The following is a 13,664-nucleotide window of genomic DNA, read 5'->3' as shown; positions in this document are numbered from 1 at the left end:
ACAGCCCGATGGCCCAGAGCAGCATCATCCCCCGCCGCGCCTTGTTGGCGGCGCCGCTGCTGGCGATGGGCCGGGGCGTCCAGGCCCAACCGGCCTATCCCGATCGCCCGATCACTGTCGTCATCCCCTATCCCCCCGGCGGGGGTACCGATTCCTTCGGCCGGCCGGTGTCGCAGTTGTTGGGGCAGGCGTTGGGCCAGTCCGTCGTCGTGGAAAATCGCGGCGGGGGCGCCACTTCCATCGGATCGACCTATGTCGCGCGGGCGCGGCCGGATGGGTACACGCTGCTGCTGGGGTCGAATTCGCTGGCGATCAATCCGGCGCTGGACCCCAGCCTGACGCCGCGGGACCCCATGCGGGAGTTGTCCCCCGTCGGGCTGGTCTATCGCAGCCCCTTCCTGTTGCTGGTGCAGGATGCCGTGCCGGCCCGCACCCTGGCCGAGTTCATCGCCTACATGCGGGCCAATCCCGGGCGCATCAACTACGCCAGTTCGGGCAACGGCTCCGCCAACCATCTGGTCTTCGCCCTGTTGGCCGAGCGCGCGGGGGTGGAGGCCGAACACGTACCCTATCGCGGCCTCGCGCCCGCGCTGCTCGACCTTTCGGCCAATCGCGTGCAGGCAATTTTTTGCTCAGCCCTGCTTGCCAGGCCCTTGCTTGATCGCGGCGTGGCGCGGGCGATCGCGGTATCCTCGGCCGAACGCATGGCGGCGCTGCCAGACTTGCCGCCGGTCGCCGACACGCTGCCGGGATTCGATGCCGTGTTCTGGCAGGGCTTGTTCGCCCCAGCCGGAACGCCGCAGCCGATCATCGATCGGCTGCACGCGGCGCTGATCGCTGCGACATCGGACAGCGCGCTGCAGGCGCGCGCGGTCGCGGATGGCAGTGAAATCCGCGCCAGCGATCCGCAGGGGTTGGAGCGCTTCCTGGCCGAGGAGACACGCACCTGGGCCGCGCTGGTGCGCCAAGCCAAGCTGACCGCCGACCCGGCGCCCTGACGATGTCAGGCCGCGGGGAAGTAACCCAGGCGTTCGGAAATGGCGCGCGCCGCCTTCAACACTTCCGGCACGTAGAAACTGTCCATCTCGTCGAACCGGAACGCGACATCGGGGCCGGAGATATCGATGGCCGCGACCACATGGCCCGACTGGTCGAAGACGGGCGCCGCGACGGAACTGCCGCCGCGGTCCACCATGCCACGGCTGACGACATGCCCCAGGGCCGCTGCCTGCGCGACGTTGCGCATCAGCGTGGCCAGGTCGGCCGGCGAATCCGGCGTGCGCGCCGGCAGGGCGCCATCGCGATACAGGTCGGCCATCTCCCGCGCCGACATGTCGGAAAGCAGCAGCCAACCCATGGGCATGACCGACGCCGGCAAACGCGTGCCGGTGTTGAAGGTCGTCAGGTAGCCACTGCGCGACTGCACGCAATCCAGGAACAGCACGTCGCGCCGGTCGCGGATGGCCAGGTGCGCGGATACGCCCGTGGCATCGCGCAACGCCTCCAGCACGCCCTGCGCCACCTGGATCAGGCTCTGCCCGTTCAGATACGCGAAGCCCAGGTTCAACACGCGCGGGCCAAGCCGATAGACGCGTTCATCCGGGCTGCCTTCCAGGAAGCCCATGAAGCGCAACGTATAGACCAGGCGGAAGGCGGACGACCGGCCAATGCCGATGCGCTGCGCCAATTCGCGGACCGTCAGCCCACGCTCGGCCGCGGCCAGCACTTCCAGCACCCGCAGCCCACGCTCCAGCCCCGGCACGAGGTAGCTCTCGTGGTTTTCGGCCGGGACGCCGGGGATCAATTTTTGGCGGTCGATAGGTGCGGTCATGGTCCCTGTTTGGGGTCCTGTATGGCTGGGCGGCCGCCACGTGGTGCCCGCCGGATGACGGGCACGGCCGGTCCACGCCGCCACGCCTTCCCGCGCGCCCATGATCGGGCGCGCGCCCTTCTGCTTAGCCACGCCGCCGCCGCAAGACAAATGCGGTCGGCGTCCATCGTCCGATCCAACAAGGAGCATCCGTGATGAGTATCGCCCGACGCAGCCTGCTGCCCGCCCTCGCCGCGCTGCCTTTGCTCAAGGCCCAAGCTCAGACACCGGCCTGGCCGACCCAGCCGCTCCGCTTCATCGTGGCCTATACCGCCGGTGGCACGATCGACGTCACGGCGCGGCTGATGGCCGACAAGCTTTCCCCGGTCTGGGGCCAGCCGATCGTCGTGGAAAACCGCACCGGCGCCGCCGGCACCCTGGGTGCCAATTTCGTCGTCCGCTCCCCGCCGGACGGCCACACTTTGCTGATCGCCTCGGCCGCCGAGATCGTCGTGGCCAAGCTGACGCAGCGCAGCCTGCCCTATGACCCCGAGACCGACCTGGTGCCGATCACCCTGATCGCGCGCAACCCATTTGCCCTGGTCGTGTCCCCGACGGTGCCGGCAAAGACCCTGCCGGAGTTCCTGGCCTATGCGCGCGGCCGGCAATTGTCCTACGGCAGCTCGGGCGTCGGGACGACGACGCATTTCGGGTCGGAGCTGTTCAGGCAGCGCACCGGGCTGGACCTGGAACATGTGCCCTATCGCGGCAGCGCCGCACTGATGGCCGACCTTCTGGCCGGGCGCATCCAGATGTCGCTCGACGCCATCCCGGCCGTGCTGCCCTTCATCAGGTCGGGCCAATTGCAGCCCATCGGCGTCGCGACCCTGAACCGCAGCATCCTCGCACCCGAAATCCCGACGCTGAGCGAACAGGGGCTTGAGGGCTTCACCGCCGGCGGTTGGGTTGGCGCCCTGGCACCGCGCCAGACGCCGCCGGAGGTGACGCAGAAAATCGGCCAGGACATGATCGCCGCGATGCGCCAGGGCATCGCGACCGAGTTGGAGCAGCGCGGCTTCGAACCGGTCGCAAGCGACGCCGCCGCCTTCCGTACCTTCATCACAGCCGAATCCGCGCGCTGGGCGGAAGTCGCCCGCCGCGCGAATATCCAACCGGCATGAGAGCCTTCGACGGTATCCGCGTGCTGGATTTCAGCCACGTCATCGCGGGTCCGTTCTGCACCTACCAACTCGGGCTGCTGGGCGCCGACATCATCAAGGTGGAGGAGCCCGGCGTCGGCGATTACATGCGCGGGCGCGGCAGCCTTGAGCCGCTGCGCCAGGCGCTGATGGGCGACCACTACGCCGTGCAGAACGGCAACAAGCGCTCCATCGTGATCGACCTTGCCACCCCGGCGGGGCGCGACGTGGCGCTTCGCCTGGCCGACACGGCGGACGTCGTGGTGGAGAATTTCCGCCCCGGCGTCATGGCGCGGTTGGGGCTGGACCATCCCAGCCTGTCGGCACGCAACCCGCGCCTGGTCACCTGTTCGCTGAGCGGATTTGGCCAGCGGGGCGACCTCGCGGAGCGGCCGGTCTACGACAATGTCGTGCAGGCCTTCAGCGGGCTGATGGCGATGACGGGCACGGCCGATTCCGGCCCGTTGAAGGCGGGCGCCCCGGTGCTGGACTATGCCTCCGGCACCATGGCCGCCTTTGCCCTGACGGCCGCTCTGCTGCGGCGGGAACGGACCGGGCTTGGCCAACATGTGGACGTGTCGATGCTCGACACCGCCTTCATGCTGATGGGCCCGACGATCTCCGGCCTGCTCAATGGCGGCAAGCATCCCGTGCCGCATGCGAATGAACACGCGCTGGCCGGGGCCAGTTGCTACGCGGCATCGGATGGCGCGCAGATCATGCTGGGCGCCTGCAACCAGCGGCAGTTCGACGCGCTATGCCGCCTGATCGGCCGGCCGGACCTGCTGGAGGACCCGCGCTTCGCCGACGTGCGGCGGCAGGACCCGCATCGCGCCGCCCTGCGCGCCGAACTGGCCGAAACCCTGCGCCAACGCCCCGCCCATGCCTGGGAGGCGATCCTGGCCGGGGTTGTGCCGGCCGCCCGCGTGCGGACCCTGGCCGAGGCGCTTTCCGACAGCGATGCCGCCGGTCGCGGCGTGGTGGCGCGCGTGCCCTGGCCGGGGATGGACCAGGGCCTGGCCGTCCCAGTCGCGGCCTTTGCCGCCGCCGAGGACGGACCCGCGTTGGACGTTCCGCCCCCGGGGTTGGACCAGGACCGGGCGAGCATCCTGGACGAGGCGGGGTTCGATGCCGCGGCGATCGCGCTGCTCGAACAGGCCGGCGCCTTCGGGTGACCGGAATCGGCGTATGCCCTCTCAGGGCGCGAGGGCGCTGGGTCCGGTCTCGCGCGAGTGCGGAATGTTTTGTAGCGGCAGCCAAAAGCGCGGTAATCTCTGGGTGGTCAACAGCTTCCGATGTCGCATGGCGCTCTCGAATGGCGGCCGCCTTCCACCACAGCCGTTTGGCCGCGCCCGCCGGAGACACCGAAGCTGTGGACCGGCCCGCCGAGCCAGGCGCGGCGGAGGAGAGGTTCCAGTTTCGGCAAGAAGGACTGAGAAAGCGATGACCGCATTCAACACCGTCCGGTTCCGAGTCAAGCCCGGCCGCGATCAGGATTTCCTCGACGCGCACAGGAACGTCCGTCCGGAATGGCCGGGCCTCGTGCACGCCAACATCATCAAGACGGGCGATCACAGCTACTGCATCATCGCCGAATGGACCGACGCGGAGGCCCTTGCAGGGGCGCGGCCCCATATGATCGCGACACTCAACTCCTTCCGCGACACGCTTGAGGATCTCGGGGGCGGTCTTGGGGTCACCGACGCCGTATCAGGGCCCGTGGTGATGGCACTGAAATAGTCGATACCCGCCGGCATCAGCCGCGCCAGGCTGCGCGGCCACGCCATGCTGCGCTGGCGGATCGCGCGCGACGATCAGGGACTGAAACAAGACATCGGCCTCGGCCACGACGAGGGGCGAGGCTGCGGTGGAGTGCACCGCCACGCCACCCTCCGCACAGATCACCCAATAGCGGATGTTCGCGGCACAGCAGTTCCAACTCCCTCGCTCACCTCATCTTGCGCTGAGCCCTTTCCACGGCCGCGCGCGGCGCAGCATATACGGCGATGATCCAGGGCCTGGCGCAGGTCATGGCCATCGTCCATCCTCTTCGCATGCCACATTGGTCCATGGACCTGAGGCTCAATAACCTGCTCCCTTCCCGCCGGCCTAGCGACCCTGCCGCAGCATGCCACACGGTTGCCAGCCGGCGCCGCGCCTGGAAGAAGTGTTCCCTGCGCCACGATCCATTCTCCAACCCAAGGCAGTTGTGAATTACGATGGCTGATCGCTTTGGACACCCCGCTCGCCGGCCTCGGCGGGAAGATGACCGCCTGCTGCGCGGCCTCGGCCATTTCACCGCCGACCTCGTGCCGTCCGATGCACTTCGCCTTCATGTGCTGCGCTCCCCACATGCGCATGCGCGCATCGCCGCGATCGATATTTCGCAAGCGCGCGCCATGCCCGGCGTGCTGGCCATCGTCACGGGCGCGGATCTCGAAGCCGCTGGCCTCGGCACCATTCCCTGCGTCAGCCGTCCGCGCGATGCGACCGGCCGCCCGCGAGACATCCTGGAACCGCCGCATCGCATCCTCGCGACGGACCGCGTGCGTCATGTCGGCGACGCCGTCGTGGCCATCGTCGCCACCAGCCGCATCGCCGCGCTGGATGCCGCAGAGGCCGTGGAGGTGGATTACGAACCGCTGGATGCCGTGACGGATACGGCCTTGGCAGGCAGCCCCGATGCGCCGCGTCTTTGGCCCGACGTGCCGGATAATTGCAGCTTCATCTACGACATCGGCGACGCGGCGGCGGCGCGGCAGGCGATGGCGAGCGCGCATCACGTCACGCGGCTGCGGCTGGTGAACCAGCGCGTCCATGCCAGCCCGATCGAGCCGCGCGTGGCGATCGGCGCCTGGGACGAGGGCGCAAAGCGCTGGCACCTGACCGTGCCATCGCAGATGCCGCACCAGGTGCGCAGCGTGCTTGCCAATACCGTGCTGAAAGTGCCGGAACGCCAGCTTCGCGTCACCTCGCCGCCGGATGTCGGGGGCGGCTTCGGGCTGAAGGGCGGGCTGTTCCGCGAATACGCCTTGGTGCTGTGGCTGGCGCGGCGGCTTCGCCGCACCATCGCCTGGATCGGTGACCGCAGCGAAAGCTTCGTCGCCGACGACCATGCGCGCGACAACGTCACCGAAGCCGCGCTGGCGTTGGATGAACAGGGCCGCTTCCTCGCCATCACGGTCGAAACGGATGCGGCCATCGGCGCCATGGTGGCGCTGCGCGGCGCGCATTCGATGACGAACAACCTCGGCTCCCTCGCTGGCGTCTATGCGACGCCGGTGATCCATGCGCGGGTGCGCGGGCTGTTCAGCAATACCGCGCCGACCGCGCCCTATCGCGGCGCCGGGCGGCCCGAGGCGACCTATGTCGTGGAACGGTTGATCGATGCCGCCGCCGCCGAGATGGGGCTCGACCGCATCGCGCTGCGCCACCAGAACCTGATCCCCAAGGCGGCAATTCCGTTTCAGACGGCACTGCTGTTCAACTACGACAGCGGCGATTTCGCCCGCGGCATGGCCTTGGCCGAAAGCGCCGCCGATCTGGCCGGCTTCCCGGCGCGACGGGCGGCGTCCGAGGCGCAAGGCAAGCTGCGCGGCCTAGGCCTCATCAACGCCATCGAACAGGCGGGCGGCCCCTTTGGCAGCCCGGCCGAGGAACGCGCCGACATCCGCTTCGAACCCGATGGCGGCATCCTCCTGACCCTCGGCACCGCCGCCGCGGGCCAGGGACATGAGACGGTCTTCGCGCGCATGCTCGCCGAGCATCTGGGCGTGGCGGAGGACAGCATTCGTGTCGTGCAGGGCGACACCGACCTCGTTGCCTTCGGTCGCGGGACTTTTGGCTCCCGCTCCGTCGCCGCCGCCGGGTCGGCGCTGGCGCAGGCGGCGGACAAGGTCGTCGCGAAAGGGCGCCTGATCGCGGCGCATCTGCTGGAAGCCGCCGAAGCCGACCTGGTTTTCCAGGACGGCGCCTTCGCGGTGGAGGGCACGGACCTGCAGGTCACCTTCGCCGAGGTGCTGCGGACCGCCTTCGCACCAACCCGCCTGCCGCAAGGGCTGGAGCCTGGCCTCGACCAGGCGGCGATCTTCGCCGCCAGCGCACCCACGTATCCCAATGGCTGCCATGTCTGCGAGGTGGAGATCGACCCGGAGACCGGCATGCTCGCCATCCAGCGCTACATCGTCGCCGACGATGTCGGAACGGTGGTCGACCATGCGATGCTGGAAGGCCAGGTGCAGGGCGGCGTGGCGCAGGGCATTGGCCAGGCGTTGATGGAACAGATCCTGCATGACCCCGTAAGCGGCCAACTCCTGACCGCGTCCTTCATGGATTATGCGATGCCGCGCGCGGCCGACATTCCTCCGGTGACGCTGCTCGACAATCCGCAGCCGACGCCGGTCAATCCGCTTGGCGCGAAAGGCGGCGGTGAGGCCGGGACGATCGGCGCGCCGCCCACGGTGATCTGCGCCATCCTGGATGCGCTGGCGCCCTTCGGCATCACGCACATCGACATGCCCGCCACGCCGGAGCGCATCTGGCGCGCCCTGCACGCCACGCGTTCCACGTCCTCCCCTGTTTCCCTGGAGTACCAAGCATGACCCTTCGTCTTCCTATGCTCGGCCGCCGTAGCCTGTTGGGCGCCGCCGCCCTGCCGCTTCTGTCGCAGGCGGGGCATGCCCAGGCCTGGCCGACCCGCCCTGTCCGCGTCGTCATTCCCTATCCACCCGGCGGCGGCACCGACGCGATGGCGCGTATCACGGCCCAGCACCTGACCCAGCGGCTCGGCCAGCCCTTCGTCGCCGACAATCGCGCGGGTGCGAATGGCCAGTTGGCCGCCGAATACGTCGCGCGCACGGCGCCCGATGGCTACACGCTGCTGTTCTGCGGCAATACGCAGACCGCGATCCTGCCGCACCTGCAGCCGGTCCAGTACGATCCCGCGAAGGACTTCGTGCCGGTCAGCATCGTCGGCATGAATTCCGCGATCTTCGCCGTACATCCCTCCGTGCCGGCGAATACGCTGGAAGAACTGGTGGCGCTGATCCGCGCGGAGCCGGGCAAGTACAACTACGGCTCGCCAGGTCGCGGCACGATCACGCAACTGACCGCTGCGCTCTGGCTCCACCGCCTCGGCCTCAATATCGAGCATGTGCCCTTCCGTGGCGGCGCGCAGAGCCTGACCGAGGCCATTTCCGGTCGCGTGCAGATGTTGACCGGCGTGCCGGGCGACCTGTTGCCGGCCTCGCTCGCCGGGCAGCTTCGCCCGCTTGCCGTCGCCTCCGCCGAGCGCATGCCGCAGTTGCCGAATGTGCCGACCGTGTCCGAGAGCATGCCGGGCTTCGTGGTGCTCAACTGGAATGGCTATGTCGCGCCGACCGGCACGCCGCAGCCGATCATCGACCGCCTGGCGCGTGAGATTGGCGAGATCGTGCGCATGCCGGATGTGGCGCAGCGCCTGGTCATGTTGGGCAACACGCCCGTCGGCAATTCGCCCGCCGAAATGGCGGCGGTCATGCAGGCCGAAGCGCCGGTGCTGCGCGACGCGGCACAGAGCCCCGGCGTGCAGGATAGCTGATCGTGGCAGACGCACGGCGGCTCAGCCTCGCCATTTCTGACTATGATCATGTGCGGGACCTGATCGCCGGCGTCGTCTCGGCGCCCGGCATCGCGCTGGATGTCGATCAGCAACCGGTCGGCGAGATCTTCCAGCGCGCCATGCGCGGCCAGCCGTGGGACGTGCACGAAATGTCGCTCGGCATGTATGTCGCGCGGCTGGGCCAGGGGGATCGCAGCCTGACGGCGATCCCGGTCTTCCCCTCCCGCATGTTCCGCCTGTCGTCCTGGTACATCCGCGCGGATGGGAAGGTGAAGCGGCCGGAGGATCTGCGCGGCTGCCGCATCGGCGATCCCGACTGGGCCACCACCGCCGGCATCTACGCGCGCGGCTGGTTGCAGCATGAGGTCGGCATCCCGCTGACCCAGATCGAATGGGTGCAGGCCGGGCTCGACACTGCTGGGCGGAAGGAGAACCTGACCTTCCACTACCCGCCGGGATTGCGGCGCACGGCGCGGCCGGATTCTTCGCTCGATGCGATGCTGCTGTCGGGCGAACTCGATGCCGTGATGGGCCCGCAGCCGCCGGCGAGTTTCAACGCGCCCGGTGGGCTGGTGAAGCGGCTGGTCGATGATGTGGCCACGCAGGAACGCGACTATGCGCGCCGCACCGGCATCTTCCCGATCATGCATGTCATCGCGCTGCGGCGTGAGGTGGCGGAGGAGCCCGGCGTCGCCGCGGCCCTGCTGGCGGGCTTCGAGGCCGCGAAGCAGCGCAGCCTGGCGCGGCTACGCGACAGCCTCGCCTCCCGCTTCCCCTATCCGTGGAACTGGACGACGGCGGCGAAAGCCGAGGCGCTGTTCGGCCCCGACCCCTGGCCCTACGGCGTGGACCGCAACCGGACGACGCTGGAAGCCTTTCTGGACTATTGCGCGGAGCAGGGCGTGTCGGCCCGCCGCGTCGGTATCGAGGAGCTGTTCGTGCGTGGGGCCGAGGAGCCCTAGGTGGTGTGGACTCTAGGGATTCCTGAACTGTGTGAGGTGTGATTCAAGGCTGCCTTTGGGGAGGCGGCCTTGGGCGTTCTGGATCGTCTGGTGTTGAGCGATGCTGCGTGGGAGCGGATGGCGCCGTTGATCATTGGCCGGCCTGACCAGAAGGGCTCGACCGGCCGCGACAATCGGATGTTCGTCGAGGGGGTGCTGTGGATTGTGCGCACGGGCTCTCCGTGGCGCGATCTGCCGGAGGTGTTTGGCGAGTGGAACAGTGTCTTCCGTCGCTTCAGCCGCTGGAGCGACAAAGGGGTATGGCGGCGCATCTTCGAGGCGATGTCGGATGATCCGGACTTCGAGTACCTGATCGTCGACAGCACCATCATCCGCGCCCACCAGCACGCCGCCGGCGCAAAAAAAGGGGGTCTGAAGATCAGGCCCTCGGCCGTTCCCGCGGTGGGCTGAGCACCAAGATCCATCTGGCGGTGCGCGGTCTTGGCGCCCCGGTGCGCCTTGCCCTGACCGGCGGCCAGCGCGGCGATTGCCCGCAAGCCTACGCGCTGATCGACGGGCTTCCCGCCGATGTCGTCATGGCCGATGCCGCCTACGACGCCGATCCCCTGCGCAAGGAAATCGCCGCCAAAGGCGCGATCGCCGTCATCCCGAACAACCCGTCACGCGCGCGCAAGCAACCCACTCGACAAGCACCTCTACGCCCAGCGCCACCTGGTCGAATGCTGCTTCAGCAAGCTCAAGCAGTTCCGCCGCGTCGCAACTCGCTTCGAGAAGACCGCACGGCACTACCTCAGCGTCGTCACTCTCGCCGCGACCATCCTGTGGTTGAGGTGAGTGTCCACACCACCTAGCAGGCGGCTCTCCCGCGCCCACTTGCGAGGGGGCAAAATATCTTTAGTGATTTCATCGTGTTGGCCTTCGGCCAGCCGCTTCCCAACCCGACGTCCAGGAGAAATCGCCCGTGCCCGTCATTCGCGTCGAAATGTTCGCCGGTCGCACGCCTGACCAGAAGCGGGCGCTAGCGAAGGCACTGACCGAAGCCTTCGTCGCGGCTGTCGGCGGCGCGCCACAGTCGGTGCAGATCATCCTACAGGACGTGGAGAAGTCGGATTGGGCGACCGGTGGCGTGCTGGCATCGGATCGGCCCGCCCCCACCGGCTCCTGAAGGACTGGTTGGTGGTTATCTCGCCGCCCGAGGTTGCGGCCCCTTAGCAGGCAACGGACGTTCGCCTTGAGATCGGCCGCTTTCCTTGTTTTTTGTGCCGCCACTGCCTGGGTTTTTGCCCGCACCCGACGCAACTCGAGCGTGGTCATGCCGCGGCCCCCAGCAACTTCGGCAACCGCACCAGAGGGGACGTGTTCCAGCTGGTTTCCCGCTCGCGGGGCGAACAGAAGCGGCGCCAGGCGCACCGCGCCGCCGGTTCCGGGAAAGGTGACGCCAGGATTGCGCTTCGCATGCTCCACCAGTTCCGCCGGCGTATTGGGGGAGAGGCGCAGAGCACGAGCGGCATCGCCGTGGTCTGGGTGACGAAGGTGACGTCGCGGATCGTGTCGTAGGGCCGTTGATAGAAGGCGGCATTACGAGGGCGATGGTGTGCCCATCCGGCGCGCTTCGGGTGACGAGCTCGGTGCCTCTGACGCCATCCGCGCCCGTCCGGTTCCCGACCGGTACTGGCTTGCTCGGGAAACGCGCACCTTGGCCCCAGGCGCGGCCGCTGCGTACCGCGAAAAGCAGGGCCGGCGCAGCAAGGGCAAAGCGCCGATTCACATGCCTTTTTTCCTCCTCTTCAAGGTTGCGGCGGCCAAGCCGGGTCGGCCGCGCCGGAAATGCCAGGCAGGCATGGCCGAGGTGCCTCGCGGCGCCCTACTCCGGGGTGATGCCAGCCGCCTGGATCACGCGACGCCAGCGCGTGATCTCGTCGGCCTGGAACGTGGCGAACTCCTCCGGCGTGCTGGCCACGACCTGGAAGCCGATCTGATCCAGCCGCTGCACCGTGGCTTCATCGCGCAGCGCCTTGGCGATTTCCGCGTGCACCTGGCGGAGGAGTGACGGCGCCATCCCCGGCGGCGCCATCACGCCCTGCCAGGACGAGACGACCAGGTCGGGGATGCCGGCTTCGGTCGCCGTGGCGACGTCCGGCAACAGGGGCGACCGTTCGCGCGACGTGATGAAGATGGCGCGCAGACGCCCGGACTGGATGTGCGGCGTCAGGATGCTGAGGTTCGTCACCATCATCTGCACGTTTCCAGCGAAGAGGTCCGTCAGCGCGGCACCGCCGCCCGGATAGGGCACGTGCGTGGGGTCCGTCCCCGTTACCTGCTTGAACAGCTCCATCGTCACCTGATCCGAGGAGCCGACGCCCGAGGTTCCGTAGGAGGTTCGGCCGCGGTTTTCCTTCAACCAGGCAACGAGGCCCGTCACGTCGCGGGCGGGAACGCGTTCCGGATTGACGACGAGCACGTTCGGCGTCGTCGCGGCCAGGGTTACATGCGTGAAGCCGCGTTCGGCATCGTAGCCGAGGTTCGGACGCAGTGCCGTGTTGATGGACCAGGTGCCGATCGAACCGATCATGAGGATGTGCCCGTCGGGCGCGCTGCGGTTCACGGCGCGCGCCGCCACCTCGCCATTGGCGCCGGGGCGGTTCTCCACCAACACCGGCTTGCCGATGGCGCGCTGCATCGGTCCGGAGATGGCCCGCGCGATGAGATCGGATGAACCGCCCGGCACGAAGGGGGCGATGATGGTGACCGGCCGCGAGGGCCATGCCTCCTGGGCGCGGGCGGATGGCGGCAAGGTGGCCAGGCCACCGAACCCGAGAAGGCCCTTGAGGGCCTCGCGACGGTCCATGATCGTTTCCTCCTTTATTGTTTTTGCGCGGCCGAGGCGTCGTTCAGGGGGCGTCGATCGTCACCGTCGTCGGGTTCGACCGCGCGATGAGGTCGAAATCGTAGGACACGCCGATGCCAGGTCCTGCCGGCACGGGCAGGGTGCCGCGGGCGCTGATGCCGTCGACATGGTCGCTGTAGCCGCAGGTGTAGATCTCGGGCGACGGGTTCAGCCAGGCCGGGGAGACGTTCGCCACCTCGTACATGCCCGTCGACTGCATGGCGGCGACAAGGTGCCGGTGCACAGGGCTGGGCTGATGGATCTCGGTGCTGACGCCGAGCGACTCTCCGAAGTGGATCGTCTTGAGGCAGCCCGTCACGCCGAGATCATAATGGGCGTCGACCCGCAGCAGGTCGGTGCCACCATTGAGCAGAAAATCCGCTTTCGCCTCGGGCCCTGCGACATGCTCGGTTTGCAGGATCGGGATGTCGAGCGCCTCGCGCAGCTGCTTGTGCGCGTAGATCCCGAGGCCGGTCGGGCGCAGCGGATCCTCGAACCAACGGAAACCGGCGTCCTGCGCGGCCTTGCCGACAAAGATCGCGTCGGAGATGTTGTTGAAGACGCAGGCCGGATCGAGCATGAGCTCCGCCCGCTCGCCAAGCTTCTCACGCATATGCGCGACGTTGGCGGCTTCCTCCCATTTGTCGCCCTCGTGCCAGGAGTGCATCTTGAAGCCTGCGAAGCCCTTCTCCTTCAGGCCCAGGAAGAAGTCGGCGACAGCCTCCTTGCTCGAGAGATTCCCCTTGCGATCGCCATTGTGGCAGGAGGCATAGGCGGGCACTTCGCTGCGCCAGCCGCCGAGCATCTTCGTGAGCGAGACGCCCTGCGCCTTGCCCGCGAGGTCCCACAGCGCGCAGTCGAGGAAGCAGAGACCATAGGAATGCGCGGGCCGCGAAGCCCGGCGCGCCGTGCGCCAGATCAGTTCCCGTGCATGCCAGGGCCGACCCACCGCCGTGCGCGCCGCGACGACAGCCTGTTCGGCCGCGCCTGGCAGCGTCCAGAAGGCATATTCGCCGGTGAGCCCGTCATCGGTGACGATCCGGATCATCAGGACCGGCCGCTTCGTCACCTTGCCTGGGTCATAGACCAGGGAGCCGCCGACGACGTTGTCGCCAAAATTCCGTGCGAAATCCTTCACGTCATTGGTGAAGGTCGTCACCTCGATCTTCTCGATCAGACCCATGATGTTCTCACGTTCCTTGCGTTG

Annotated in this window: 11 protein-coding genes and 1 pseudogene; 9 read left to right on the top strand and 3 right to left on the bottom strand. The window is 68.2% G+C overall.

Annotated elements, in window-relative coordinates:
- Positions 1-8: 8 nt before the first annotated feature.
- Positions 9-998, top strand: coding sequence for a tripartite tricarboxylate transporter substrate binding protein (locus ACQW02_RS10115; protein WP_431285116.1), 990 nt, complete (start codon positions 9-11; stop codon positions 996-998).
- Between the two features lie 5 nt (positions 999-1,003).
- Here the strand turns inward: ACQW02_RS10115 and ACQW02_RS10110 are convergent, their stop codons facing one another.
- A complete protein-coding gene (locus ACQW02_RS10110; RefSeq protein WP_431285115.1) occupies positions 1,004-1,831 on the bottom strand; it encodes an IclR family transcriptional regulator in 828 nt (275 codons plus the stop codon).
- A gap of 194 nt (positions 1,832-2,025) precedes the next feature.
- Here ACQW02_RS10110 and ACQW02_RS10105 point away from each other — a divergent pair, with 194 nt between their 5' ends.
- The 8 genes and pseudogenes from ACQW02_RS10105 (at position 2,026) to ACQW02_RS10070 (ending at position 10,735) form a co-directional block, all read left to right on the top strand.
- Positions 2,026-2,991, top strand: a complete 966-nt coding sequence (locus tag ACQW02_RS10105) for a Bug family tripartite tricarboxylate transporter substrate binding protein (RefSeq protein WP_431285114.1) — start codon at positions 2,026-2,028, stop codon at positions 2,989-2,991.
- Entirely contained in the window at positions 2,988-4,184 is a 1,197-nt protein-coding gene (locus tag ACQW02_RS10100; RefSeq protein WP_431285113.1) for a CaiB/BaiF CoA transferase family protein, read from the top strand. The genes ACQW02_RS10105 and ACQW02_RS10100 overlap by 4 nt, the downstream gene beginning before the upstream one ends.
- 268 nt (positions 4,185-4,452) lie before the next feature.
- The gene (locus ACQW02_RS10095) at positions 4,453-4,749 is read left to right on the top strand and encodes an antibiotic biosynthesis monooxygenase (protein ID WP_431285112.1); all 297 of its coding nucleotides are present in this window, start codon (positions 4,453-4,455) and stop codon (positions 4,747-4,749) included.
- A gap of 479 nt (positions 4,750-5,228) precedes the next feature.
- Positions 5,229-7,610: a xanthine dehydrogenase family protein molybdopterin-binding subunit gene (locus ACQW02_RS10090; protein WP_431285111.1), complete on the top strand. Its 2,382-nt coding sequence runs from the start codon at positions 5,229-5,231 to the stop codon at positions 7,608-7,610.
- Positions 7,607-8,587, top strand: a complete 981-nt coding sequence (locus ACQW02_RS10085) for a Bug family tripartite tricarboxylate transporter substrate binding protein (RefSeq protein ID WP_431285110.1) — start codon at positions 7,607-7,609, stop codon at positions 8,585-8,587. The genes ACQW02_RS10090 and ACQW02_RS10085 overlap by 4 nt, the downstream gene beginning before the upstream one ends.
- 2 nt (positions 8,588-8,589) lie before the next feature.
- On the top strand, positions 8,590-9,570 hold the full coding sequence (locus tag ACQW02_RS10080; RefSeq protein WP_431285109.1) for a hypothetical protein: 981 nt from the start codon (positions 8,590-8,592) through the stop codon (positions 9,568-9,570).
- Positions 9,571-9,639: 69 nt separating this feature from the next.
- Positions 9,640-10,404 (top strand): annotated as a pseudogene (locus ACQW02_RS10075) (IS5 family transposase).
- Positions 10,405-10,531: 127 nt separating this feature from the next.
- On the top strand, positions 10,532-10,735 hold the full coding sequence (locus ACQW02_RS10070) for a 4-oxalocrotonate tautomerase (protein ID WP_431285108.1): 204 nt from the start codon (positions 10,532-10,534) through the stop codon (positions 10,733-10,735).
- A 699-nt stretch (positions 10,736-11,434) separates the two neighbouring features.
- On the opposite strand, the gene ACQW02_RS10065 is transcribed toward ACQW02_RS10070, so the two are convergent.
- Positions 11,435-12,418: a Bug family tripartite tricarboxylate transporter substrate binding protein gene (locus ACQW02_RS10065; RefSeq protein WP_431285107.1), complete on the bottom strand. Its 984-nt coding sequence runs from the start codon at positions 12,416-12,418 to the stop codon at positions 11,435-11,437.
- Positions 12,419-12,461: 43 nt separating this feature from the next.
- On the bottom strand, positions 12,462-13,640 hold the full coding sequence (locus ACQW02_RS10060) for an enolase C-terminal domain-like protein (RefSeq protein WP_431285106.1): 1,179 nt from the start codon (positions 13,638-13,640) through the stop codon (positions 12,462-12,464).
- Positions 13,641-13,664 lie beyond the last annotated feature (24 nt).

This window comes from Humitalea sp. 24SJ18S-53 (assembly GCF_050632385.1).
Classification (GTDB): Bacteria; Pseudomonadota; Alphaproteobacteria; order Acetobacterales; family Acetobacteraceae; genus Humitalea.
Note: the sequence above shows the minus strand (reverse complement) of the source record. Positions and strands in the feature narration are given on the sequence as shown.